Annotated in this window: 25 protein-coding genes; 20 read left to right on the top strand and 5 right to left on the bottom strand. The window is 38.3% G+C overall.

From position 1 onward, the window contains the following. Positions 1–270: 270 nt before the first annotated feature. From AC59HZ_RS09025 to AC59HZ_RS08985, 9 genes are all read left to right on the top strand, one after another. Positions 271–1,242, top strand: coding sequence for an ABC transporter substrate-binding protein (locus AC59HZ_RS09025; RefSeq protein ID WP_496546019.1), 972 nt, complete (start codon positions 271–273; stop codon positions 1,240–1,242). A 167-nt stretch (positions 1,243–1,409) separates the two neighbouring features. Continuing rightward, positions 1,410–1,844 (top strand): MarR family winged helix-turn-helix transcriptional regulator, encoded by a 435-nt coding sequence (locus AC59HZ_RS09020; protein ID WP_496545477.1) that lies wholly within the window; start codon positions 1,410–1,412, stop codon positions 1,842–1,844. Positions 1,845–1,863: 19 nt separating this feature from the next. Beyond that, positions 1,864–2,673: an MBL fold metallo-hydrolase gene (locus AC59HZ_RS09015; protein ID WP_496545476.1), complete on the top strand. Its 810-nt coding sequence runs from the start codon at positions 1,864–1,866 to the stop codon at positions 2,671–2,673. A gap of 43 nt (positions 2,674–2,716) precedes the next feature. Next, positions 2,717–4,108: an MFS transporter gene (locus AC59HZ_RS09010; RefSeq protein ID WP_496545475.1), complete on the top strand. Its 1,392-nt coding sequence runs from the start codon at positions 2,717–2,719 to the stop codon at positions 4,106–4,108. A gap of 28 nt (positions 4,109–4,136) precedes the next feature. Further along, positions 4,137–4,595, top strand: coding sequence for a MarR family winged helix-turn-helix transcriptional regulator (locus tag AC59HZ_RS09005; RefSeq protein WP_496545474.1), 459 nt, complete (start codon positions 4,137–4,139; stop codon positions 4,593–4,595). A gap of 212 nt (positions 4,596–4,807) precedes the next feature. Further along, on the top strand, positions 4,808–6,166 hold the full coding sequence (locus tag AC59HZ_RS09000) for a DHA2 family efflux MFS transporter permease subunit (RefSeq protein WP_496546018.1): 1,359 nt from the start codon (positions 4,808–4,810) through the stop codon (positions 6,164–6,166). A 70-nt stretch (positions 6,167–6,236) separates the two neighbouring features. Further along, entirely contained in the window at positions 6,237–7,400 is a 1,164-nt protein-coding gene (locus AC59HZ_RS08995) for a DUF4317 domain-containing protein (protein ID WP_496546017.1), read from the top strand. Between the two features lie 620 nt (positions 7,401–8,020). Next, entirely contained in the window at positions 8,021–8,446 is a 426-nt protein-coding gene (locus AC59HZ_RS08990) for a hypothetical protein (protein WP_496545473.1), read from the top strand. A 92-nt stretch (positions 8,447–8,538) separates the two neighbouring features. After that, positions 8,539–13,455, top strand: a complete 4,917-nt coding sequence (locus tag AC59HZ_RS08985) for a DUF4132 domain-containing protein (RefSeq protein WP_496545472.1) — start codon at positions 8,539–8,541, stop codon at positions 13,453–13,455. Positions 13,456–13,555: 100 nt separating this feature from the next. On the opposite strand, the gene AC59HZ_RS08980 is transcribed toward AC59HZ_RS08985, so the two are convergent. Then, positions 13,556–14,212 carry a YczE/YyaS/YitT family protein gene (locus AC59HZ_RS08980; protein ID WP_496545471.1) on the bottom strand — a complete coding sequence of 219 codons (657 nt, stop codon included), beginning with the start codon at positions 14,210–14,212 and terminating at the stop codon, positions 13,556–13,558. A gap of 1 nt (position 14,213) precedes the next feature. Next, a complete protein-coding gene (locus AC59HZ_RS08975) occupies positions 14,214–14,657 on the bottom strand; it encodes a GNAT family N-acetyltransferase (protein WP_496545470.1) in 444 nt (147 codons plus the stop codon). 115 nt (positions 14,658–14,772) lie between these two features. On the opposite strand from AC59HZ_RS08975, the gene AC59HZ_RS08970 reads away from it, so the two are divergent. Both AC59HZ_RS08970 and paiA read left to right on the top strand, forming a co-directional pair. After that, positions 14,773–15,225: a MarR family winged helix-turn-helix transcriptional regulator gene (locus AC59HZ_RS08970; protein ID WP_496545469.1), complete on the top strand. Its 453-nt coding sequence runs from the start codon at positions 14,773–14,775 to the stop codon at positions 15,223–15,225. A 24-nt stretch (positions 15,226–15,249) separates the two neighbouring features. Continuing rightward, a complete protein-coding gene (gene paiA / locus AC59HZ_RS08965; RefSeq protein ID WP_496545468.1) occupies positions 15,250–15,765 on the top strand; it encodes a spermidine/spermine N(1)-acetyltransferase in 516 nt (171 codons plus the stop codon). 87 nt (positions 15,766–15,852) lie between these two features. Here paiA and AC59HZ_RS08960 read toward each other — a convergent pair whose 3' ends face one another. Next, positions 15,853–16,269 (bottom strand): MerR family transcriptional regulator, encoded by a 417-nt coding sequence (locus AC59HZ_RS08960; protein WP_496546016.1) that lies wholly within the window; start codon positions 16,267–16,269, stop codon positions 15,853–15,855. A gap of 264 nt (positions 16,270–16,533) precedes the next feature. Between AC59HZ_RS08960 and AC59HZ_RS08955 the strand changes: the two genes are divergently transcribed. From AC59HZ_RS08955 to AC59HZ_RS08930, 6 genes are all read left to right on the top strand, one after another. Continuing rightward, a complete protein-coding gene (locus AC59HZ_RS08955) occupies positions 16,534–17,574 on the top strand; it encodes an NAD(P)-dependent alcohol dehydrogenase (protein WP_496545467.1) in 1,041 nt (346 codons plus the stop codon). A 303-nt stretch (positions 17,575–17,877) separates the two neighbouring features. Further along, complete coding sequence (glnA, locus tag AC59HZ_RS08950; RefSeq protein WP_496545466.1) at positions 17,878–19,242, top strand: type I glutamate--ammonia ligase; 1,365 nt, start codon at positions 17,878–17,880, stop codon at positions 19,240–19,242. A 128-nt stretch (positions 19,243–19,370) separates the two neighbouring features. Beyond that, entirely contained in the window at positions 19,371–19,589 is a 219-nt protein-coding gene (locus tag AC59HZ_RS08945) for a DUF1540 domain-containing protein (protein ID WP_496545465.1), read from the top strand. Positions 19,590–19,678: 89 nt separating this feature from the next. Continuing rightward, on the top strand, positions 19,679–19,810 hold the full coding sequence (locus AC59HZ_RS08940) for a hypothetical protein (RefSeq protein WP_335443977.1): 132 nt from the start codon (positions 19,679–19,681) through the stop codon (positions 19,808–19,810). Positions 19,811–19,907: 97 nt separating this feature from the next. After that, a complete protein-coding gene (gene pssA, locus AC59HZ_RS08935) occupies positions 19,908–20,399 on the top strand; it encodes a CDP-diacylglycerol--serine O-phosphatidyltransferase (RefSeq protein ID WP_223587618.1) in 492 nt (163 codons plus the stop codon). Between the two features lie 306 nt (positions 20,400–20,705). Further along, positions 20,706–21,260: a DUF4865 family protein gene (locus AC59HZ_RS08930; RefSeq protein WP_496545464.1), complete on the top strand. Its 555-nt coding sequence runs from the start codon at positions 20,706–20,708 to the stop codon at positions 21,258–21,260. Positions 21,261–21,317: 57 nt separating this feature from the next. On the opposite strand, the gene AC59HZ_RS08925 is transcribed toward AC59HZ_RS08930, so the two are convergent. Next, positions 21,318–22,268: an LCP family protein gene (locus AC59HZ_RS08925; protein WP_496545463.1), complete on the bottom strand. Its 951-nt coding sequence runs from the start codon at positions 22,266–22,268 to the stop codon at positions 21,318–21,320. 145 nt (positions 22,269–22,413) lie between these two features. Next, positions 22,414–22,872, bottom strand: a complete 459-nt coding sequence (locus AC59HZ_RS08920; protein WP_496545462.1) for a BclA C-terminal domain-containing protein — start codon at positions 22,870–22,872, stop codon at positions 22,414–22,416. A gap of 188 nt (positions 22,873–23,060) precedes the next feature. Here AC59HZ_RS08920 and AC59HZ_RS08915 point away from each other — a divergent pair, with 188 nt between their 5' ends. The 3 genes from AC59HZ_RS08915 to AC59HZ_RS08905 all read left to right on the top strand — a co-directional run bounded on the left by AC59HZ_RS08915 (position 23,061) and on the right by AC59HZ_RS08905 (position 25,323). Then, on the top strand, positions 23,061–24,005 hold the full coding sequence (locus tag AC59HZ_RS08915; RefSeq protein ID WP_496545461.1) for a Gfo/Idh/MocA family protein: 945 nt from the start codon (positions 23,061–23,063) through the stop codon (positions 24,003–24,005). Positions 24,006–24,142: 137 nt separating this feature from the next. Beyond that, positions 24,143–24,589 carry a MarR family winged helix-turn-helix transcriptional regulator gene (locus AC59HZ_RS08910; RefSeq protein ID WP_496545460.1) on the top strand — a complete coding sequence of 149 codons (447 nt, stop codon included), beginning with the start codon at positions 24,143–24,145 and terminating at the stop codon, positions 24,587–24,589. A gap of 98 nt (positions 24,590–24,687) precedes the next feature. After that, the gene (locus AC59HZ_RS08905) at positions 24,688–25,323 is read left to right on the top strand and encodes an FMN-dependent NADH-azoreductase (protein WP_496545459.1); all 636 of its coding nucleotides are present in this window, start codon (positions 24,688–24,690) and stop codon (positions 25,321–25,323) included. The last annotated feature ends 90 nt before the right edge of the window (positions 25,324–25,413 follow it).

Below are 25,413 nucleotides of genomic sequence, written 5' to 3'. Positions count from 1 at the left end.
CCTCCAGCAGTGGATCTTGTTTTACTCTTCTTTTATTATTTTCCGAAATTTAGTATTAAAACCAGAAATTTATGGAATGGAATATAGGTAAAAAGCACTAGAGTAAATCCTCATATAATAGAAAGGCACTATTGCCCGGAAATATTACGCGTGATAAAATCTGAATATTATAAATTTTTAGAATGAGGAGGTTAACCTTTTTTATTAGTAGAATACATAATTTAGGGGGATTTATAGGTGAAAAAGAATCTAGTACTTTTGGTGTGTGGAATGTTAATGTTACTAACCGCATGTGGAGCGGGAAGTAAGGAAACTAGCGGAGAAACAAAGGAGAAAAACGAGAAAGTTGTAAAAATAGGGATTTCACAAATTGTCGAGCATCCGTCCCTTGATGCGGCTCGAGAAGGTTTTATTGCGGCACTGAAGGATGCCGGCTATGTAGAAGGAAAGAACTTGAAACTTGATTACCAAAATGCCCAAGGAGACATGAACAATAATATGTCCATTGCCAAAAATTTGGTTGCCGACAAGGATGATCTAATTTTGGCAATTGCAACACCAAGTGCTCAGGCAGTGGTCAACGCTACGAAAGATATTCCAATATTATTCACTGCCATAACGGATCCTGTCGGAGCCCAGCTTGTGCAAAGCTTGGACAAGCCAGGCGCGAATGTGACCGGCACATCTGACACTCATCCAGAGGCGATAAAGAATACAATTGAGGCCATTAAAAAATTTATTCCTAATGCCAAGAAGGTAGGCATCATTTATAACAACGGTGAACCAAACTCCGTTGTCAATGTTAAAAACGCTAAGATAGCTATTGAGGCAGCTGGGCTAGAGTCCGTTGAAACAACTATTACAGCAAGTTCAGAAGTGAAACAGGCAGCCGAGTCAATGGTAGGCCGAGCGGATGTATTATATATTCCAAAGGACAACACTGTCGTTGCTGCACTGGAATCTGTGATTAAAGTAGCCAATGAAAATAATATCCCGACCTTTGTTGGTGAAGGTGATTCTGTAAAACGTGGAACCTTCGCATCCTATGGATTCGACTACCACGATCTAGGATATACAACCGGAAAAATGGCTGTGGAAATTCTAAAAGGTAAAAAACCAAGCAAAATTCCTGTCGGCTTCCCAGAAAACCTTCAGTTGTATATCAATAAAAAAGCTGCTCAAGAGGAAGGAATCACATTAACAGAAGAGATGCTAAAGAACGCCAAAGTAGTGGGAGAATAATATCAGCAAAAAACCTGCCTTAAACAAGCAGGTTTTTTGCTGTTTTCAATCATAGTGAATTTCGTATACGCAAATCACTTGCATACGAATTACTTGTATACAAATCATTTTGAACATGATATATTCTTATTAATCAGAAAATTTTAATAAATGGTGGTGAGATAATTATGGGAAAATTCGATATCTGTGTTCATTTTTTACTAGCGAAAGCTTTACAAAGAGTAAATCAAGTGAGTAAATCTAAGCTAGCCTCTTATGGTGTAACACCTGTACAATTTGCATTGCTTCGTCGGCTTTGGGAAAAGGATGGTCAATTTGGTTATGCTTTAGCTGAAAAACTTCTTATGGACAGTGCAACCATTACAGGAATAATCGATCGCTTGGAACAAAACGGGTTTATTGAACGGCGAGTGGATCCTAATGACCGCCGAAACAAGCTGGTTTTTCTGACAGAGAAAGGGAGATCTATGGAGGTTTCATTATGTGAAAAAATGGATGAAATGAATAAAGAAGTGATGTCCGATTTTGATGTGGAGGAAATTCAACAATTTAAGAAAATCCTTTTTGAAATTGGAATTAGTAACACGAATAAGGGAGTCTAAGGAAAGGGGGAGTGAAGGGATGATAAATGTGTACGATAGAGAAGACGTTACTTGTATTGAGGGGAGTTTTGAAAGGGCAGGACAAAAAGGAAGATCGGTATATGCATTTTTAGTAGACGGAATGTTAATTGATACCGGGTGCAAACACCTTGAATCTGATCTAATTCCATTTTATGAAAGCCATTCGATTGACCTGGTTACTTTAACTCATAGTCATGAGGATCATACAGGCACAGCTTCATGGTTCCAAGAAAACCGAAATGTTCCCATCTTTATTCATGAAAAAGGAATTAGCACTTGTGCGCAGCTCTGCCCGTATCCCAAATATCGTCAGATGGCTTGGGGGATACGAAAAGAGTTTACGGCCTTGCCGCTAGGAGAAACGATTCAAACTAAGAGTCAAGAGTGGAAAGTGATTTATACACCAGGTCATGCAGATGACCATATCTCGCTTTATCATGAAGACACAGGCAGGTTATTTACAGGTGACTTATATGTTGCACCGAAAACAAAGGTTATTATGAAAAGTGAATCAATCCGTTTAATAATGAATTCCATACGAATGCTGTTATCGTTTAATTTCGAAACGGTATTTTGCTCCCATTCAGGGTACATAAAAGACGGAAAAGAGATGCTGAGGCAAAAATTAAATTATCTTGAAAACCTTTGCGGTGAAGTAAAAGATTTACATGAAAAAGGATACACAATTAATGATATTGATAAAACACTTTTCCCGAAAAAGTATCCCATTGTGGCAGTTTCAGGGGGTGAATGGGACTCGGTGCATATCATTTCTTCCATTGTTTCAGATGCACCATTAGAATACTAGATTGATTATAAATAAAAAAATTATAAAGTAATGGGGGAAACAAATGTCTTCAATTATAATTGATTCTACCCAATCTGAAATGAAGGTGTCCTTTCAAGAGAATAAACTCATTTTCATTTGGAGTTTTACAACCTTGCTAGTTGTAATGAATACGACTATGTTTAATGTTGCATTGCCAGTTGTCATTCAGGAATTTTCCTTAAACTCATCCACTGCATCTTGGCTTGTTTCCGGTTATTCAATCATGTTTGCTATATCAACGTTGACATTTGGCAGGCTATCGGATTTTATTCCTCTCTCAAGACTTCTACTCCTCGGAATTAGCATTTTAGGAATAGCTTCGATCATCGGTTTCTTTTCCAATCATTTTATTTTATTATTAGGAGCTCGCATTCTTCAAGCTGCAGGGGCAGGAGCCGTGATGGGATTAAGCATGATCATGGCGGGGCGCTATATACCAATATCAAGGCGTGGAAAAGCAATGGCTTTTATTGCTTCTGCTGCTTCATTGGCATTTGGTTTAGGACCTGTAATAGGAGGACTAATAACTCAATACTTGGGATGGAATTATCTTTTCGCTATCACTGGATTTTCTATTCTATCTATTCCTTTCTTCCAAAGGTTACTACCTAAGGAAATTATTAAAAAAGGACATTTCGATCTATATGGTGCAATTCTAACGGGACTTAGTGTTACTGGCCTGTTACTTTCTCTCTCCACACTTTCATATGGTTTTTTATTAGCTACGGTTGTCCTATTGGCTGTAAGTTGGAGATATATGAATAAGAATAAAGAGCCGTTTATTCCACCAATACTCCTCAGAAATAAGCAATATACAAAACTTCTATTTATTAGTTGTTCAGCTTTTTTCATAAACTTTTCAAATCTGTTTTTAATGCCCATTATTCTGACGACTGTATTTAAAAAAACACCAGCAGAGGTAGGAATAATCATTTTTCCAGGAGCCATTTTGGCGGTGATTGCTGGACAAATCATTGGAAGAAAAATTGACCGCTTTGGCAATGCACTGGTAATCATTTTTGGGCAATTATTTTTATTAAGTGCCACTATCCTATTTGCGTTGTTAACAACCTTAGATCCCTATTTCATACTTTTAACCTATATGTTCGCAAGTGTGGGCTTTACAGCTATTTCATCGAGCATTTCAAACGAGATCACAAGAATCTTGCCCTTAGCTCAAATTGGGTCGGGGATAGGAATCGTCCAATTATTGCAATTTTTCGGAGCGGGGCTAGGAGTGACAGTTTCTGGCTTATTATTAACCCTTCAGGAAGGTTTATCCTCGGAAAATATTTATCGGAATATTTATATTGGCTATTCCTTTGTTATCATGATGTCTGTTTTCATGTACGGATTATATTACCGAAAAGCACGTTCGAGGAAAATGGAAGTCAACCAAATTGACATCCAATAACGGATTTTGTATAGTAGGTGCGAAGAATATGATTGGAGTGAATGGGTTGATTCCTAACTCTGAATTACAGCACTTAGACCTTATAGATTTGTTGAGCGAGCGACATAGTTTGGTCCGAAAGATTTCAGAAAAAGCATGGAATGATAACAGTGAGATTTATATTTCCAATTCTGAATGGTATATCATGGCCAGAATTTATAAGAAGAGACCGACCATTTCCTATGTTACCAAAAATGTAGAAATATCCCGCCAAGCCATTCATAAGTTTATTACAAATCTTTCTGAAAAAGGATTAGTGGAAATTGCAAACGTAGAAAACAACAAGAAAGATAAGTGTATCCAGCTAACAGCTTTAGGTGAGGAATGCTACGAAAAAAATGCAGAACTTAAAGCCCGGCTTGAGGATAAAATTGCAGAAAAAATAGGTTTGGAGCAAGTAAATATGCTTAAAAACCTATTAAAGTTAGAGTGGGGAATAGAACAATAAGGCCGGTTAAAAAGAAAACCACCACTTTGTCAACATGGTTGACAAAGTGGTGGTTTTTCTTTAAACTAAGTTAGTCAACTTGGTTGACAATAATGATATACTATAAAATTATTGAAGGGGTTTAATACGTGAATACACAAACAGGATCAATAGCAAAAAAACAAAGCAATTCAGTTTCGAGAACGACAACAGAAATCAAAACAGGCCCGATTATGGCTGCACTATTAGTGGCAGGCTTTGTCGGACTTTTTAGTGAAACGGCTTTAAATATCGCTTTAGGAGATTTAAGTCAAATCTTTCATGTTAGTGCTACTACGATTCAATGGCTTGCGACAGCCTATTTTCTTACTCTAGGCATTTTAGTCCCAGTTACAGGGATCTTGATGCAGAAATTTACAACTCGTCAAATGTTTATAGCAGCTGTAACGTTATTCATTTCCGGTACAATCCTAGCAGCCGCAGCACCTGTTTTTGGTGTATTACTTACGGGACGAATCGTTCAGGCGGCGGGTTTAGCAATTACTTTGCCATTAACGCAGAATGTTATATTTACAATCTTCCCTCCAAATAAACGTGGTGCGGCAATGGGGGTTATGGGCTTAGTTATGTTAGCTGGTCCTGCGCTTGGACCAACATTAGCCGGTCTAATCCTAGATACATTATCATGGCACTGGATTTTTTGGGTTACAATCCCTTTCTTACTATTCTCACTTATTTTCGGGCTCCTTTATTTACCGAATGTAAACGAGGTCCGTAAGGTTTCAATTGATGCAGCATCTATTATTCTTTCGACGATTGGATTCGGTGGTTTTGTTTATGGAGTGAGTGTTGGCGGTGAGCGCGGTTGGACGAATTCAACTGTTATGGTCTCTATCATTGCTGGGGTTTGTGCATTGATTCTTTTTTCAATTCGTCAAACGAAAATGAAGAATCCGATGCTGAATCTTAAAGCATTTCAATATCCTCAATTCGTGCTTGGTATTGTTATGAGTTTTATAACGTTTTTTAATATGTTGTCCATGCTTGTCATTTTGCCAATGTATATGCAAATGGCTTTAGTAATAGCTGCTTTTACAACTGGTTTAATCCTGCTGCCAGGAAGCCTGCTTAACTGTATATTAGCGCCAACCATTGGCCGTTTATTCGATGTATATGGTTCTAAAGCGATTATTACACCTGGAACTCTACTAGTAGCCCTTGGATATTTATTTTATTCCCAGTTTGGCATAGATACGGCTTTATGGATGATCGTGGGAACTCATATTATCATGATGTTAGGTATTGGAGCGGTACTTGCAAATGTACAAACAAACACGCTAAATTCCCTTCCGAGACAATACTATCCGGACGGGATTGCGTTAACACAAACAATCCAACAAGTAGCAGGTGCCGTTGGTATTGCAGTCATGGTATCGATCATGGCAGCCAAACAGAATAGTTCCTTAGCAGACATGGCGAATGTACCGACACAAGCAGCGGCGGCGGGATCTTCATTGGTATTTACAATCAGTTTAGGATTAGCGGTGATGAATGTAGTCCTGTCATTTTTTATCAAAAAGCCCAATCATTAGATATTAGGAGGTATTGAGTATTCCTATTTATCCGCCTGAACAGTATAATCAGGAATGGGAGTTGAATGAAATGAATAAAAAAGATATCGCTAATATTCGGAAACAATTTAAATTAGACAATTACAACCTGCAAATTCGAGAAATCTTTAATGTCTATGTACAGAAAGAATCAGGCGAGATTTACCATCATGTCAGCCAGCCGTTCCAAATGTTAGAACAAGAAGCGCAAGAATTATTTTTAACAAACTTTAAGAAGGTATTAACAGGGCAGCTTGATGCTAAACTGTTTGAGCTGAAATTCATTCGGGACGTGGAAGACAGCACCCAAATGTTCCTTTTCGAAGGATTACAGCAAGAGACAACCGATGATTGGAAAGAATACATGCTGGAAATCGTCTTGAAAATGTTTGCTAACACGAAATATGAATTTGATACAGTGGTGAGCTTTATCCGGGGAGAATACCGAAAAGCGACCCGGAAACGGAATACAGAAACCGAAGAAGGCGGGGATGATGAAGTCTATTCGAGCCCATTTATCCTTTGCAGTCTGAATAAAACGATTCAGCCGAAACGAGCTTTGACGTTTGATTATATTGAAAAAGAATTCAAATCGCATAACTTCTTTGATCCGATTATTAATTTAGATTCTCCATTATCCGGCTTTCTGTTCCCGGCTTTTAATGACAATGCGGCAGATGTGAACCATCTTCTCTATTGTGCAGGGAAAGCGAATCAACCGGATGGCAGATTTATTGAAGAAGTGCTAAATTGTGAAGAAATCATTACTGCCCAAGAAGATAAGGACTGCTTCGATTTTATCTTAAAAGAAGTGATGGGAGACGAAGTGGAATCCCGGGTCATTTCCAATGTGTATGAAGAAATCGATAAGCTGGTTCAAGAGAGTCAAGAAAATGAAGAAAGTGAAATTCCTACATTGGATTCTAAGGATATCGAACGCATTTTAACCGTAAGCGGCGTTGAAAATGTAGAGACCGCAAAAGTGGAACATGCCATTAAAAAAATCATAGATGATGAAAAATATGAATTCAAAGCAAGCAGCTTAGTTCCCAAAACTATAAAAATTGAGACGAAATTGGCCAATGTAACCATCAACCCGAAAGACCTGAAATATGTAAAATATATTACTTATGAAGGAAAACGATGCTTATTGCTGGAGGTCGACGAAGAGGTGGTCGTAGAAGGGTTCCGACTGGAATCGGAGACACTTGGATAATAGCAGTGAGTCCTTAAGGACAAAACTGACTTCGGGAGGAAGCAAAATGTCCTTAATAAGGCCTCTTAGGGACAAAACTGGCTTCAAGAGCAAGCGAAATGTCCCCAATAAGGCCTCTTGAGGACAAAACTGGCTTCGGAATAAAGCAAAATGTCCTTCATTATTCACAAAATCAAAAACGACGACTTTCTTGCAAATCTATTGAATGCTTGGAGTCGTCTTTTTTTAGTCTTTCATTGCCCGCGAGCTGACCCCCGCTTTTAAATTCTTTAACATCCGAAACAGCCCGACACTTTACTGATTTGAATTAAATATTGACTAAGTTGCTGCGGTGACCCTATTTTTTATTCAACTAAATTATTAGAAAAAGCACCAATAACATATATTGAAATGATAATATTTAATAAAAATGAGGTTGTAGCATGAATTAGAAAAGTGAGGTAATTATTTTGTTTTTTATCTTTCTTGGAACGGGGTGGTGTAAATCATGATGCCGATTTTTTCCATTTAGCTAGAGTTATAAAGGTTAACAAAAGTGCCGTTAGAAATAAATCATCTCTAATACACCCAAACCATATTATAATATGTGAAAACGATCAAAAATACTGAGGTAATTGCATATGAACATTTACATATCACTAAAATCCCTAGCAAAACGCAAAAACTTCATCACAAAACAACCCTACGAGATGCAAAAAAAGCCAAACACACTAAGAGAACTTATTACCCAAGTCGTAATACAAAACGTCGAACAGTTCAACAACAAAGCTAGCAATCCAGAAACACCACTAATAAACTTTCTTTCCAACTCAGACATCGAGCAGCAAGCCCAAGCCGGAAAAGTAGGCTTCCAAATTCTATATAATGACAAGCAAGCAGATCTAACGAAAGCAATCGAAACCGCCATCCAAGCCTTTGAAGACGGATTATACAGGGTGTTCATAAATGACGAAGAAACTGAGCAGCTAGATACCCTACTAGAGATAACAGAAGATGACGAAGTCGTGTTCATACGCCTGACCATGCTCACGGGCCGGATGTGGTAGGCTGACTACTGCACTAATCCAGAGGGACGTTCCTGTGATTCAAAAAGAACGAGGAAATCCGTCCCCCAAGTCCACCCAAAGGAGGATACGAAATGACGATAGAATCAAGCGGAAATTATTTAATAGATTATGAAGCAAAGATCGCAACACTCGATGAACAGGATCAAAAGCTAGCTAAACACATCCTAAAGTTCATGCAAACGGATTACTATAACCAGGACCGACATATTCGTCGCTTCACCAATACGCTCAACGAGCAAGCAGAAACTGACCAAGACAAGTTCAAACGGCTGGTGGACTTTACGCGGAATTTACTCGGCGATTACCACGCCACTGTCATGCAATACATCATCAATCACGCAATTGAGTATTCCTATTCAACGGGCTATAACCGGAGACCATTCCGCACGAAAAATATAACAGCCCACTTAAACAGAATCATCGAAAAGTGCGCATCACTCCATGATCTAGAAAAGCACCACGTAACCATCATGGACATTCTTACAAACCGAAACCTTGACCTTAACAACCAGGTGATCAGCGACATTATCGCCTTTGAGCTAGACCAGCAAAACGACGACGTGCTAAGCGCACTTAAAGAAATCATCTACGGTGACAACAACACTGCCCTCCTCACAAGAGAGATGATAAAGGGCATGCTGCTCAGCCATCGTGAGGAAGCCTATAGTATCATCGGCGAGCTCCTTGTGGCAGCGAGACTTCAAGAGGGTCTCCGCCAAAGTATCGTCGAAACAATGGATGAAGGTACACTTGCGGCTACAACATACCTGCTTAACGTTATCCTTGACAACAACCTAATACGATACAGCTCTGTTGTTAGAGCAATTGACGTGTGGACAGGCTTAACCCTTGAGGCAGAGCAAGCCCGCATCACCAAGCAAATGATTCAATACATCCATGAATGCCTAACAAATCCTGACCTCCGCAAGCGGTGGCTGCAGAGTGAGGATATGAACAAGCTGTACACAAGTCTATGGGCGAGTGCAGTATTCGAGGAGGAGGACCTCAAGCACCAGGTAAACGCGCTTATGGATAACGGAGAAACCTATCAGAAGATTGTCGCCCAATATATGCTCGCCCAGAGTCAGAACGACCTGCTTAAGTACACGATTGCCTCCAAGCATCTAGACGAAACCGACCATGAGCTCCAGGTCTTTCTCCTCACTAACTATACGTACGAGTGCTATTTTTCGTGGAACTGGAACCGTAAGACCAATCAGCATATTCATAAAATCGAGTTCGAACGCATTCCGGCACTTGAAGAAAGGTCCGAGCGATTACGCCAGTTCACTCTTTTAAAAACAATGTTAGACACTGCTCCGAAAAAAGAAATAACAATCAAATCCAGGGTTTTCAGTGGCTTAGAGGTAGCGTACTCTGCGGACTCCATCGCAAAAAAGATGCTTTACCTGATTGCCTATGATATGGACCAGGGACTCATCACGCAAATCATCGAGAAAAAAGACATGTACAACTCAGACACGAGAGGGTATTTACTCGATTGCTTTACTCAAGATCAATCCAACCCTCCTCAACGGGAGTATATTTTTGCATGCTTATCTGATAAAAGCATGACCAATCGTGAAAAAGCGATGACACGAATCCTAGATATAACCCTTACACCTGACGAAATAGACAAAGTTGAAGCAATCCTAAAATTAAAAACAGGAAACCTCCGTCAAAGTGCTATTAAGCTTTTACTAAAGCTAGTAGACGAAAAACTAGAAGAATCACTAGACCGACTTTTAATAAGCAAAAGTGAACTGCAACGGGTTGGCGGCCTTGAAATGATCTCAGAGTTAAAAGAAGCATCACTGGAAAAATTCAAAAAGGTAAAAGACAAATGGAAGGTTATCAAGGCTCCGACTGAAAAAGAAAAGCTATTAATCGACAAGTTTACAACAAAAGAGGAATATAACTTAAAGAACGGTTTCGGTCTATACGATCCAGAAAAACAATGCGAGTTGCCAACTGACCATATCCCAAAAGTCGAAACCAGTAACGTGTTCTCGACCGATTTTACAAGAATCCAAGAGATCTTAACTGGCCTTTCCGAGTTAATTCACGAGCATCGCGAGCACGAATATGAAGTCGATTGGTATGGTTATAAGGAAACGCACTTAGTGGGTACTACTCTAACACGGGGCCGAAACGTCAACATGCATGACAAGCGGGAGGGAATCGATGACCTGCCACTAGCTGAGGTTTGGAAGGACTATTATAAAACAACAAAAATCACTACACCTGAACTTATCGAGCTAAATGTCATGTTCAGTTTAGACCTAGTGTATCGCTATTATTATAAAAAGATTAACAACTGGGAAATGGATGACTATAAGAAGCCAAATGATTGGCGCAAGGAGTTTCTCGATAGCGTTTATCCATTAGAGAAGGTAAAGGCATTCTATACCTTTGCACCTGAGCTTCTTTATTATAGTCAGATGAACGAAATTGTATCGACTTATTTCCAGGACCTTAACAAAGAAGACATTTTCGAAACAGCAAGTAGGATGCTTCATACGATGATTGAGGCTATCCCTGAGGATAAGCGGAAGTCAGAGCGTCAGATGTATCAGCTGATTGCATACCCATGGCTAGATTGGGCAAAGGCAAATGTGTATGATGAGGCATCCAACAAAACCTACTTGCTTCTATTATATAGGTTATACACGATAAATAACTTCAAAAGATTTGGTCCAGACCTTGAGGAGTTAGTCCGAGCCTATGAACTACTGCTTATCGACGAGAATGAACTGACAAAAGAGCTATTAGGAAGAGAGAATAGTAGAGATCACATTTTAGAGCTAACAAATGCGAAGAAGGGCATCACGAAAGAGTATCCTTCCATTGCGTCGATAAAAGAAAAGGTCATCGCTCGTATCCTTGATATTGAACTAAAGCGTGGTGATCTCCAAACAGAGGTAACTCCACATGCAACAGGTATCATGTATTACGAGGGAATGGAGTATTTGATCACATTATTATCAGGGCTCGATAAAGAATCGTTCGTCCGTGGCTATTTCTATTACTATGACAATATGAATGTGACAAAGAAGGAAGCGTTGAGCCACTTACTACAAGTCTGTCACCCGAAGGAGGGCGAGAACGAGGAGCTGCTGGCACAACTTGTAAAAGAAAAGAAGATCGCTGACAAACGTTTACTTGAGGCTGCGATGTATGCACCACAATGGCTGGATATTGTAGCAGCATATTTAAAATGGGATGGGCTAAAGAGTACATCCTGGTATTTCCATGCGCATACGAACGAATCCTTCTCTGCTGAAAAAGAAACGATAGTTGCGCACTACTCACCGATCACTCCAGAGGAATTCCATGATGGTGCCTTTGATATTGATTGGTTCAAAGAGGCTTACGCGCAATTAGGTGAGGAGCGCTTCAATATATTATATGATTGTGCAAAATATATTTCAGCCGGTGCCAACCATCGCCGTGCCCAGCTTTTTGCTGATGCAACACTTGGTAAGCTAACCTTAGAGGATATGAAAACCTCTGTTGAAACGAAGCGAAACAAGGATCATTTGCTATGCTATAGCTTGATCCCAATCGAATCAGCAAACACAAATGATGTGCTAGAGCGCTATGAGTTCATACAGAAATTTTTCAAAGAAAGCAAGCAATTTGGAGCACAGCGACGTGCAAGTGAAGCAAAGATTGTTGCGATTGCACTAGATAACCTCGCTCGAAATGCAGGGTATAAGGATGTAACAAGACTACGCTGGAATATGGAAGCGCGGAAAATGGAAGAGGTCATGCACGTCCTAGAGCCAGTGGAGATTGACGATATGAGGGTTCAGCTAGTAATTGATGAAAATGGGAAGGGTGCCATCAAGATCATTAAAAACAACAAAGAGCTGAAATCTGTCCCACCAAAATATAAAAAGCATGAATACATCTTAGAGCTAAAAGAAGTAAACACAGGGCTGAAGGAGCAATATAGCCGAGCAAAAGAGGAGCTTGAACGCTCTATGGAGCTAGAAACACCATTCACATTACAGGAACTAGTCAACATGTTGAAAAATCCAGTTGTTGCTCCACTTGTGAAAAAGCTTGTGTTCAAGGCTGGGGACAAATTAGGCTTCTTTACTGGAGAAGAGCTTCAAACTCCAACAGGGGAAAGCTATCAGCTTCAAACAGACGATAAAGTGACCGTGGCTCACCCGGTTCACCTATATGAAAGCGGCAGCTGGAGTGACTACCAGCGTTATCTATTTGATCAGCAAATCAAGCAGCCATTCAAACAGGTATTCCGTGAACTATACCGACTAAATGCAGACGAAGAAGCAGCGGGAACAGAATCCAGACGCTATGCAGGACACCAAATTCAGCCAAAGAAAGCTGTTGCCCTGTTAAAAAATCGTATGTGGACCGTTAACTATGAAGAAGGACTGCAAAAGGTCTATCACAAAGAAAACATCATTGCAAAAATCTATGCAATTGCAGACTGGTTCTCACCTTCTGACGTCGAAAGCCCAACCCTTGAAACGGTTGAATTCTTTGATCGAAACACCAATAAAAGCTTAGAGTTAATCAAAATTCCAAAAATCATCTTATCTGAAACAATGAGAGATGTAGACCTAGTCGTAAGTGTCGCCCATGTTGGCGGCGTTGACCCAGAATCAAGCCTAACAACAATTGAAATGAGAGCAGCCATCCTACAGGAATCTTTAAGATTAATGAAAATTAACAATGTAAGAATCGAAGGAAACTTCGCACTTATAAAAGGAAATCTCGGAGAATACGGTGTCCACTTAGGAAGTGGCATGGCCTACAAGCAAGCAAGTGGAAACCTGAACATCCTACCAGTTCACTCGCAGCATAGAGGAAAGCTCTTCCTACCATTCCTAGATGAAGATCCAAAAACTGCGGAGATCCTATCAAAGGTCATGATGCTAGCGGAGGATAAGAATATCAAGGATCCAAGTGTATTGGAGCAGTTAAGACATACGAAGGGGGGGAATATTCAATAAGGTAATGGAGTAGTTGAGGAGTTAAAGAAGGAATCGCAGCTGCGATTCCTTTTGTTGTGGTACTAACCACGATAGTTTAAGAAGAAAATTAAATCCTATTCTAGACAGAATGAGTTTTGTTTTCTTCACTAGTAGTCGCTGTATTAGTATCAATAAGTGTGCTCAATCTTTTTGCAACCAATGGCATAAAGTTTTTAAGAATCGGACCTCCCACACAAACGGTAAAGATAGTCCCAATACCAATTGGACCATTGAATATGAAAGCCATTGTCAGGAATAGAAGATAAATTAATGTTTTAGAGATCATCATACTCATTCCAGCTAATTCTCTAATTATTAGCATGAAATGGTCAACAGGCATTGGTGCAAAATTTGTGTTTAAATATATTGCTGTTCCTAAGCCTATAATAACTATGCCTATTCCAAAACAAACAAGTTTACTTAACAATAATTTGGGGGTTATAAGATTTTGTAATAAAAACAGCCACATATCAATACCAATACCCGTTATAAAAGCTGTCAACAATCCCAAAATTTCTGGTCTTTGTCTTTTTAAAAATGAATTACAACAAATTAGTATTAAAGCGATGATGATTTCCCAACTTCCCACAGTAAGCCCCACATTTATTGATAGACCGACCAAAAGTGCATCAAAAGGTGAAGTCCCAAGGTCTGATTGTATCGTTAAAGAAATACCAAGGGTTAATACTAAAATTCCTAATACATAGACAACATATTTAACTTTATTCGACCTCATTTCATTTTTTAGTAGGTAATTTTTTTAGCATGAGAATATGTGGAATTCCATCTTCTATAAAGATTGTAGATGAAGTTCTAAACCCTAGTTTTTTATAAAATCCTTCCGCCTGCTTTTGGCCATGTAATTTAATCTGCGATGCTCCCCATTCTTCCGCTATTTCTTCTAACTCTTTTATAATGATTTTTCCGAGCCCAAATTTACGGAAAGGTTCAAGGATGCAGATTCTCTCCAATTTACCTACTCCATCCATAAACCGTATTCTTCCCGTTCCGACTGGTTGTTCATTGTAATGGACTAGGATATGTTCGCATAGTCCATTAAGTGCATCAAATTGATCAAATTCATCTTCTAGTGGTACGCCTTGTTCCTTCACAAATACTTGTTTTCGAATTGCAAATGCTGCCCTTAAATCTTCATCAATCGTTATTCTTTTTACAAACATTTTTTTCAGTCCTTTTACATAATTATTTTGTTGCAAATGCAATAAAAATAGGTTAAATTTAATTTATATCAATTTTATAGTAAATGCAACAAAAAAATAGGTTAAGGAGATAATTATGCAAGAAATTTTACGAGAAATTGGAATGATTGCAAGGGCATTAGATTCTATAAGTAATATTGAATTCAAAGAATATGACCTTACAAAAGGGCAGTATCTATACTTGGTGCGTATATGTGAAAACCCAGGAGTCATTCAAGAAAAATTAGCTGAGATGATAAAAGTAGATCGAACAACTACAGCACGTGCTATAAAAAAGCTTGAAATGAATGGTTTTATTGAAAAGAGAGATGATCAACATAACCAAAAAATAAAAAAACTATTTCCAACAGAGAAAGGGAAAAATGTTTTTCCTTTTATAAAAAGAGAAAACGATTATTCCAATATCGTTGCATTAGAGGGGTTTTCCGAAGGAGAAGTAGAAACCATTTTCAATCTTCTTCAAAGAGTAAGAAAAAATGTAGAAAAAGATTGGGAATTTGTAAAAAAGGGAAACAAGAGGAATTATTGATATATTAAGGAGCGGCATATTAAAATGACTATTAATATAAATCAGTGTAACCTTGAGGATTTACACAAACTTCAAGAAGTTAGTTATGAAACATTCAATGAAACATTTATGCATCAGAACTCACCCGAAAATATGACTGCCTATTTGGAGAGGGCGTTTAACTTAAAACAATTAGAAAAAGAATTATCCAATATTTCTTCACAATTCTTTTTTGTTTATTTTAATAATGAAGTCGCAGGATATTTAAAGGTCAATACCAACGATGCCCAGTCTGAAGCAATGGGTAATGAATCACTTGAAATCGAGAGGATTTATATAAAGAACAAATTTCAAAAACATGGGCTTGGTAAATATCTACTAAATAAAGCACTGGAAATTGCGATGGAAAGTAATAAAAAGAAAATCTGGCTTGGCGTATGGGAAAAAAATGAAAATGCGATTGCTTTTTATAAGAAAATGGGGTTTGTTCAAACTGGAGCCCATTCTTTTTATATGGGGGATGAAGAACAAATAGACTTTATCATGACTAAGCCACTCTAACAACTTTTTTGAAGGAATCAGCAGTATATGTAGAAATAAAGCCACCTGTATTTCATATACAATTTATGAAATACAGGTGGCTTTCTTTTAACTAGTAACGGAAATTCCTATTTTAGTGTTTTTATGTATATTCTCCGTGCCGGCATCCAATGCAGTCTTGTAATATAAGCATTTATGCTCAATGACTTCCATTGTTTTTTTTAGTTCTTCCATTTGTGCTTCTACAGTAGCTTTTCGTTCTAAAAACATGTCATATCTTTGTTGCAATGTGGAATCCCCATCAGAACACCAATCAATGAAATATTTAATTTCCTTGATTGGCATACCGGTTGATTTAAGACATTCAATTACTTTCAAAGCGGCAATATCGGATTCTTTAAACAATCGTATTCCGCTGGATGTCCGTTCTACAAAAGGCAAAAGACCCTCCTTGTCGTAGTAACGCAGGGTATATGGTGTAAGATTCAATTCTTTTGCAACTTCTCCGATAGAATATGTTTTCATCATTTATCTCCTATTCTGATTGATATAGACTTCGAGTTAACTCTAAGAGTTTATGGGATTTTATCACGGTATTTGCTGTATGTCAAAGACGTCCGACAGATCAAATGTTTTTTTAATTAACAGATTGACTTAGAGTTGACTATAAGGGTTAACATTAATTTTGCAAGAGAAAAGAGTAGGGATAAGAGTGATTGAAGGAGAAAGCATTAATGCCCGGTACAACCTAATTCTCTTGAAAAAATATAATTTATCGGAGGTTTTTTTATGATAACTGCTAAAGCACGAGCTGTAGATGGACCAGACAAACCCTTTCGAGTAGCTGAAATTAATCGACGCGACCTTGATTTGCATGATGTTCTAATTGAAATTAAATTTGCCGGTATTTGCCATTCTGACATCCATACTGCTCATGGCGAATGGGGTCCCGTGAACTATCCACTCGTACCTGGACACGAGATTGCGGGGATCGTCACGGAAGTAGGAGCAGAGGTCACAAAGTACAAAGTCGGTGACCGAGTTGGGGTCGGATGTATGGTGGACTCCTGTGGAAAATGTGAAAACTGCCGCCGAGGGGAGGAACAATACTGTCTAAATGGAAATGTCCCTACCTACAATGGTGTTGATAAATATGGAGAGCCAACACAAGGTGGCTATTCTACTCATATTGTCGTAACGGAGGAATTCGTAGTGAGAATTCCCGATAGCATTGAACTTGACGCCGCAGCACCCTTACTCTGTGCGGGAATTACGACATATTCTCCACTTAACCATTGGGGAGCCGGTCCAGGAAAGAAAGTAGCGGTTGTTGGTATGGGAGGTCTTGGTCATATGGCCGTTAAGATCGCACATGCGATGGGTGCCGAGGTCACGGTTCTATCACAATCATTAAGTAAAAAGGACGACGGCTTGCAATTCGGCGCAGACAACTACTATGCCACAAGCGATCCAGAAACATTCCAGAAACTTGCCAGATCCTTTGACTTAATTATTAACACGGTAAGTGCGAAAATTGACATTAATGCATATTTCTCCTTGCTGACTCTGGATGGTACTCTAGTAAACGTGGGTGCGCCAGCAGAGCCATTGTCAGTAAATGTGTTTTCTCTCATCGGTCATCGCCGTTCATTTGCAGGTTCAATGATTGGCGGTATTCGTGAAACTCAAGAAATGTTGGAATTCTGTGCGAAACACAACATTGTTCCTAAGATTGAAGTAATTTCAGCCAACCAAATTGACGAAGCCTACGAACGCGTATTAGCTTCCGATGTGAAGTATCGTTTCGTAATTGATACCAGCACAATGTGATTTGCGTAAATGATAAATTCTATGGTTATTTCGAGGATGTCCCAAAAGCCTAGCTTTTAGGACATCTTTTTTTATATATGTAACAAGAATACATATATTTGTATATTTATAAATAGAAACCCTTCGATCCATGGCGAAAAAATCAGCACCCTATTCAAATATATGAAAACGCTTACCTAAATTTCAGAATAAATATTCAAAAAAGTATGCAAAAAAAGATTGTCAAATGACCTTTTTTTAACTATAATCAAGTTATTAAATAGATGTGAGAAAATATAACATGAGACAGAGAGGTAATGTAACATGACTGAAACACTTATTTCAAATGTACCTGTAGATACTGCAATTCTTGAACAAATCAAAGAGACGATTAAAGAAAAAAGTGTGGAACTATTACACTTACAATTTGTCGATATTGAAGGAATTCTTAAGCACGTTACGGTAACAACTGAACAATTAGAAGATGTAGTCGAAGGCAAAATGATGTTTGATGGTTCTTCGATTAAGGGCTTTTCCCCAATTAATAAATCGGACCTTTACCTGCAACCAGATCTTAATACATTTGCTGTTCTTCCTTGGACAGTCGAAACTAATTATTCAGAAGCACGCTTCTTATGCTCTGTAAAGAATCCTGATGGAAGTCTTTTTGAAGGGGATACTAGAAACGTTCTCAAGAAAACCGTTGACCGTGCCGCTGACAATGGCTATACCATTTCAGTTGGACCAGAATTAGAATTTTTCCTTTTTAAAACAGACGAAAATGGTTATGCAACTCAAGAACTCGGGGATAAAGCAGGCTATTTCGAACCATCTCCACATGATCTTGGCGAGCGCGTTCGCTTAGAAATCTACCGTGCGTTAAAAGCAATGGGCTTTACGATTGAAGCCTCACACCACGAAGTAGCAGAAGGGCAGCATGAGATTAACTTTAAATATGCGGATGTCCTAACGGCTGCTGACCTTGCTACTACATATAAATGGGTCGTGAAGACGGTAGCGAAGAAATTCGGACTACATGCTACCTTCATGCCAAAACCAGTTTTTGGAATCAACGGATCTGGAATGCATGTTAATATGTCCTTCTTTGAAGGAAGCGAAAATGTCTTCTTTGATCCTTCAGATGAATTACAATTATCGGAAAAAGCATATCAATTTATTGCAGGTGTTCTTGAAAACGTGAAGAGCTTTACAGCAGTAACGAACCCGCTTGTAAATTCTTATAAGCGTTTAGTGCCTGGATATGAAGCGCCTTGTTATATTGCTTGGTCTGCTTCCAACCGTTCAGCTCTCATTCGAATTCCAGCTAAAAAAGGCTTGGCTACACGTGTGGAATTACGTTGTCCAGATCCATCGTCTAACCCATACCTAACCTTTGCAGTTATTGCCTCTGCAGGCTTAGACGGTATCGAAAAAGGACTTGAAGCACCAGCTCCAATTAATGAAGATATCTTCCACATGAATGAAGAGGAGCGAGCGTTCCGCGGAATCGAAAACCTGCCTGGCAGCCTAGCAGCCGCTATCAAGGAACTAGAATCAGGAGAAATTGCTGCTAATACACTGGGCGAGCACGTATACAACGAATATGTTTCCTTGAAGAAAGCCGAATGGGATAGCTATCGTACAGCTGTTCATACGTGGGAAATTGAAAATTATCATTCCAAATTCTAATAAAATACTTAAAAGGAGCCTATTTGGGCTCCTTTATTTGTTGGTTAGAGAAGAATTCACCTTGAATGAAATAATCGTTATTGTAAAAAATAAAAAAAGCAATGGACATTAAATTTGGAGGTAATAAAATGCCTAAGGTTGAAGTTTCTTGTGCGATCGCTAACTGTACGTATTATGGGGAAGGTAATGTTTGTACAGCTGAAAAAATCATGGTGGAACTAGATAGTCATGCCAGATATGATACGGAAATGTCTTCCGAATTAGGTGAAAAGAATCATCAGGATAAAGCTGTCAACTCAGCTGAAACATGTTGTAAAACATTTGAACCAAAACGAAGCGGATTTTAGAATTATTTTTCAAAAATATCATGCACATATCTTAACCTCTCACATATAGTAACTTCTGTGAGTATTTTGTTTGAGAGGAAGAAAAAGATATGAATAATAATGACTTCATTTTAAAAAACGAGTTAAAAGATGGAGAGAATGGATATAAGATCATTGAAATTAATGTATCTGATCCATCTGAAAATTTATTTGCAGTCGTGACTCCAATTAAAAAGCAATAAGAAAAAGCAGCGCGTACTTTGAATAATGAATAATGGAATAGGAGATAGAAAATGCTATAGAGGTAGAAGGAGTGTTAAAAGTCAGGGGGATTCTACCTTGTTGCAACCTCTAGTAAAATCTGTTCCTAATTTGTTTACAATCGGAAATTTATTATGCGGGGTATTTTCAATTACCTTCAATATGAGCGGTTATTTGAAAATGGCCTGCATTTTTATTTTCTTATCGGCAGTCCTAGATCTTCTGGATGGACGAATTGCGAGAAAATTAAAGGTGAATAGTGAATTTGGGGTAGAATTGGATTCATTAGCTGACATTGTTAGCTTTGGCGTCGCTCCTGCCCTTCTTTTTCATTCGCTGGCAGCGCCATCATTTTTTACCTCATTAGCCTTTATTCTTTTTCCTACGATGGGGGCATTAAGGTTGGCAAGGTTTAGCATCAAACCAACCATTGGGTACTTTAAGGGGCTGCCTATTCCTGCTGCTGGACTACCCTTAGCCGGAATGGGATTATTTCTATACAGCAATGCATGGATTACCATGATCCTGGCTCTTTTAATGGTAAGTCCCATTAAAGTTAAAAAAATATAATTTTTGTTAAAAAAGCTTGTCGCCTTTTTGAAAAGGGACTAGCTTTTTTGCTTTGGCTCTGTTAAACGATATTGTTTTTTTATACTTTGTTGATTGGAGCGGAAGGCACTCGACTCCTGCGGGAGTACGGGTCTGGGGAGACCCCACGGGCGCTAAAAGCGCCGAGGAGGCTCCCCGGCACGCCCGCGGAAAGCGAGCGCCTGGAGCGGAAATCAACAACCAAATTTAACAGAGCCTTTGCTTTTTTTCTGAGAATTTTTGGTAAAATAGCATTACAATAAAGAAGATAAAGGAGGTAAAAGTTAAATGATTGCGACACAATACAAGATAACCTTGCCAAGTGACTATGATATGAATATTATCAAAAACAGAGTAAGAGATAATGGTCATAAAACAGATGGATTTGAAGATCTCAAATTTAAACTGTATTTGGTAACAGAAAAGGGGACCAATAATAATATTCAAAATAGTTATTGTCCATTATATCTATGGAATGGCAGCAACGGGCTAAACAAGTTTTTATTTAATGGCTATTATGACAATATTTTACGATCTTTTGGCTGGCAGCGCGTAAATGTTGGAATTCCTCTAATTGATACGACTACATCGAAAATCAAAGAAAATAGGTATCTATTTCAAATCAAAAGAAAAATCCAACCACAGGAAAGTTTAAATAACTTAATAGAATCAATCGGAGAAAATATCCCAAAAATGGACCATGCAGAATATTTAGTTATCTATAACCCGGATATGTGGGAGTATGATGTCCTTTACTTTTTGAGCGATTTAGGCGGGGGAACAAAAATGGATGGAGTACTATATAACATTCTTCATATATCAGAAGGAGAACATTTTTATTAGGAATTCATCTCGAATCAAATCTCAAGACGGCACCCTGTGATTCAGGTGCCGTCTAAATTATTGGGGATCAACACTTTTACTGTCTAAAAAATTGCTAAGAGTTTCTTTATTTTTCTGGAAGTCCACGTCTAATACTTCACCAAGCTCATCAATATTTTTATTTTGAAAACTGCCCTCTTCAGGGATACGCAAAGTTTCTACATTTCTGCCTTTTTTAGTGAGCATGTCCTTGCCCATCGCCAAAAGAGTGGAGCTATCAATATTTGTATCTATGTATGTATTCAAAAGTCCTATTAGCTCAGGAAGTTTTATGATACTATGTAGTCCTACAGCTTGTTCAGTCAATTTTGAGACCACTTCCTGCTGTCTCTCGATCCGGCCGAAATCACTTAAACTGTCATGTCGGAAACGGACATATCCTAGCAGCTCTTTACCATGTAGTTGTTGTTTACCTTCTTCTAATGTCATACCTATTCCATAAGACATCTCATGTGGTACGTCTACTTCAATCCCTTTGGGAACAAGAAGATCGACAGCTTTTTCAAATCCTTTAAAGTCAACAATCGCATAATATTGTATATCTAACCCAAAATTTTCTTTTATGGTTTCACTTAATAACTCATGTCCTCCAAAAGCATAAGCTGCATTTAATTTTTGCTGCCCATGTTCAGGAACAGAGACTAACATATCACGCATTAGCGAAATTAGTTTCATTTTATGAGTTTGTGGATCATAATGGGCAACCATAATGGTATCCGTACGGGCATGATCCTCACCCCGTGAGTCACTTCCTAATAACAGAACATTAATGGCACTTAAATTTTGTTTCTCTTCTTGAACTGAAGGTTTTCCCTCCTTTTTTTGAAGTGGATGATCAAGCACCTGCATGGTTCCCTCAATGTATTGAAAAACTTGAAAAATACCAGCTGCAAGGATTCCTAATAAAAGGAAGGCACCAAACACTCTACCCCATTTAACTCTTTTTCTTTTCTTTCTCGTCCGTTCCAAACTTTGCACCACCTAGGTTGAATTAAAGATACAAACCCCCTTGAAATAGTGATTATCCCATATTTAGGTTACATTTCCTTGATATTCTGATTACATTTTTCTTAATTTAATAACCTCGCCATACTTAATCGTGGCGAGGTTATTTTCAACTTAGCTTTACAATCGATAAGGAAGCCGCATTTATACTTTGGCCAGCAAGCATAGTTAATAGGGTATCTGTTGAGGAACCTATATTTCTAAGCTGGAGGGTGGAATTTTTGTGAATATGGATAATCGCTTGTCCTACAAGCATTAGAGTAGCGTTATCCACTTGTCTTGTAATGCCAAAGTTAGTAAGATTATCTTGGACCAATGAATGATTCAAGATAATACCATAAACCGAAGTGGAAGCGAGACCATCTAATAGTAAAGTATACTCTATCTTATAGTCTCCGGATTCCAAGATGGTTAAAGAACCTTTTTGTTGGGAAAATCTTATATTTTCCAATGGCCCATGTTGATTAAAACGGATATTTTCATCTTTTTTTACAAATATCTTATCTGTACCCGTGAGTGTTACAAATCCATAGGCCGCTGAGGAATTCTTTGAGTTTTGATCCGACACTATTTATTCACCACCTTTATAAGCTATTAATATATGATATTAGAAAATGCTAGAAATGTTTGTACGGTAGAATTAAAGTTTTATGGTAATCTGCAATAATTGTTATTTAAAAAAGGCAATTACTGACGAGAAAGCGATTTTATATTTGATAATAATGTATAATGTAGGATAAAAAGGGAGGGATTTTCATGTTACATATCGGAATTATTGGCTTAGGAGCAATTGGTCAACGCTTAATTAAAAAATTCAAGGAACATCCCGATGTTGAAATCACAGCCGTTTGTGATCATTTAGAGTCACTAGCTTGTGATACAGCTAAAGTACTTGGTGGTGTTCAAGCTTATACAGACTATAAAAGCTTGATTGCTGATCAACAGGTCGACCTTGTCTATGTCGCAGTACCACCGAAATTTCATCATCCCATTGTGATGGATGTCCTGAAAGCGAAAAAGCACGTCCTATGTGAGAAGCCTTTAGCAAACTCATTGGATGAAGCAAAAGAGATGGCTCAAGCTGCAAAAGAAGCAGGTGTCATCCATGCGATGAACTTCCCGCTTAATTATGAGCAAGCAGCCACTAAATTTGCGGAATTGATAGGCCAAAAATACGTTGGCAAGCTGCGCCGATTACAACTCACCATGCATTTTCCAGAATGGCCGCGTTTATGGCAAAAAAATGACTGGGTAGGCGAGAGAGAGCAAGGTGGATTTGTTCTAGAGGTCGGTGTTCATTTTATCCAACAAACCTTAAAGCTATTTGGGGGCATCAAAAATATCCAAACCCGCTTAGAATTGCCAAATGATCCGCAAAAATGTGAGACTGGTGTGGTCGCAACGGGTGAGCTTGAAGATGGAACTCCGGTTTTAATCGAAGGCTTAAGCCACATAGCTGGTAAAGAACATATCGGGTTTACTGCCTTTGGATCAGAAGGAATATTATCACTAGAAAACTGGGGTGATTTAAGAGGGGGAAAAAATGGTGGAGAACTAAATCCCATTTCGTTTGTTGAAACAAAACCCAATCGCTTAATAGACGAATTAGTAAAAGCGGCAAATGGCCAGGAAGCAGAGCTTTATGATTTTGAAGTGGGGTATCTAGCACAAAATATTCTTGAAGAACTGCGGAAAATGTAAAGGTATTGAAAAATGAATTAATAAACGTTTCTTACATTATGTAAGGGGCGTTTTTTGGTTTTTTGATTGTTCCAATTATTGACAGGGTATTTTCATTTCAATAAAATTAGTTCATATGGAATGATAGGGGCTTTTACATGAAAGTTGTATTTAATGATTTTTTAAGTATTTTGATTCATCAAACAGACCTGACCCTAACCAGCTATATCAAAGCCAAGCTAGCACCGTTAAATATTGCGCCTGAACAAAATTTAATTTTGATGCTTCTCTGGAAAAAGGACGGGTTGACACAAAATGAAATTGCCAAAAAGCTCGAAAAAGATAAGACCAATGTTGCCCGTATGATATGCAATCTTGAAAAAAAAGGATTTATCACTAGACATATAAATGAAATTGACAATCGTTCGTTTCATGTATTTCTCACTGAAAATGGCAAAAAACTTGGTGAAATCATCAAACCGCTGGCGGAAGAATTCAACCGTACGGTGTGTGCAGGTATTTCAGATGAAGAACAACAAATTGTTAAACAAGTATTGTTAAAAATGAGACAAAACGTGGAAGTGAAATGTATTGAGCCAGAATAGTTGCACATGCAACTATTTTTTTGTTAGAATGAGCAGGTCTTGTAGTTGCTATAGCAACTAATATGATAGTTTTTTAATTATGAAGGGATTGGATAGAAATGACAAAAGTATTGTATATCACGGCTCATCCGCATGATCACTCTCAGTCATATAGTATGGCAGTTGGAAACTCATTTATTGAAACTTATAAACAAGTAAATCCAACTGATGAAATTGTGCATATTGATCTTTATAAAGAAAATATTCCACATATTGATGCTGACGTATTTAGCGGATGGGGGAAACTTCGTTCAGGGCAAGGCTTTGATGAGCTTTCTTCAGGGGAGAAAGCAAAAGTGAGCCGACTCTCTGAATTATCGGAACAATTTATTGCAGCCGATAAATATGTATTTGTAACCCCGCTTTGGAATTTTTCATTCCCGCCAGTCATGAAAGCATATCTTGATGCAGTAGCTGTTGCTGGCAAAACGTTTAAATACACAGAACAAGGTCCAGTTGGTTTATTGACTGATAAAAAGGCGCTGCATATTCAAGCTCGCGGAGGTTTTTATTCTGAAGGTCCCGCAGCTGAATTGGAAATGGGACACCGTTATCTAAATGTGATCATGCAATTCTTTGGAGTTCCATCCTTTGAAGGAATCTTTGTAGAGGGACAAAATGCTATGCCGGATAAAGCACAAGAAATTAAAGAAAATGCTATAGCTCGGGCAAAGGATTTAGCACATACCTTTTAATTTTGCACAAGAGTCAGCCTTAGGGTTGGCTTTTTTATTTTCCATAGTTTTGATAAAAAAGGGCTATCTCCCATGGAGCAGCCCTTTTGC

This window comes from Neobacillus sp. DZ-9 (assembly GCF_059587065.1).
The sequence above is the reverse complement of the archived record's forward strand: the minus strand, read 5'-3'. Positions and strand labels throughout refer to the sequence as shown.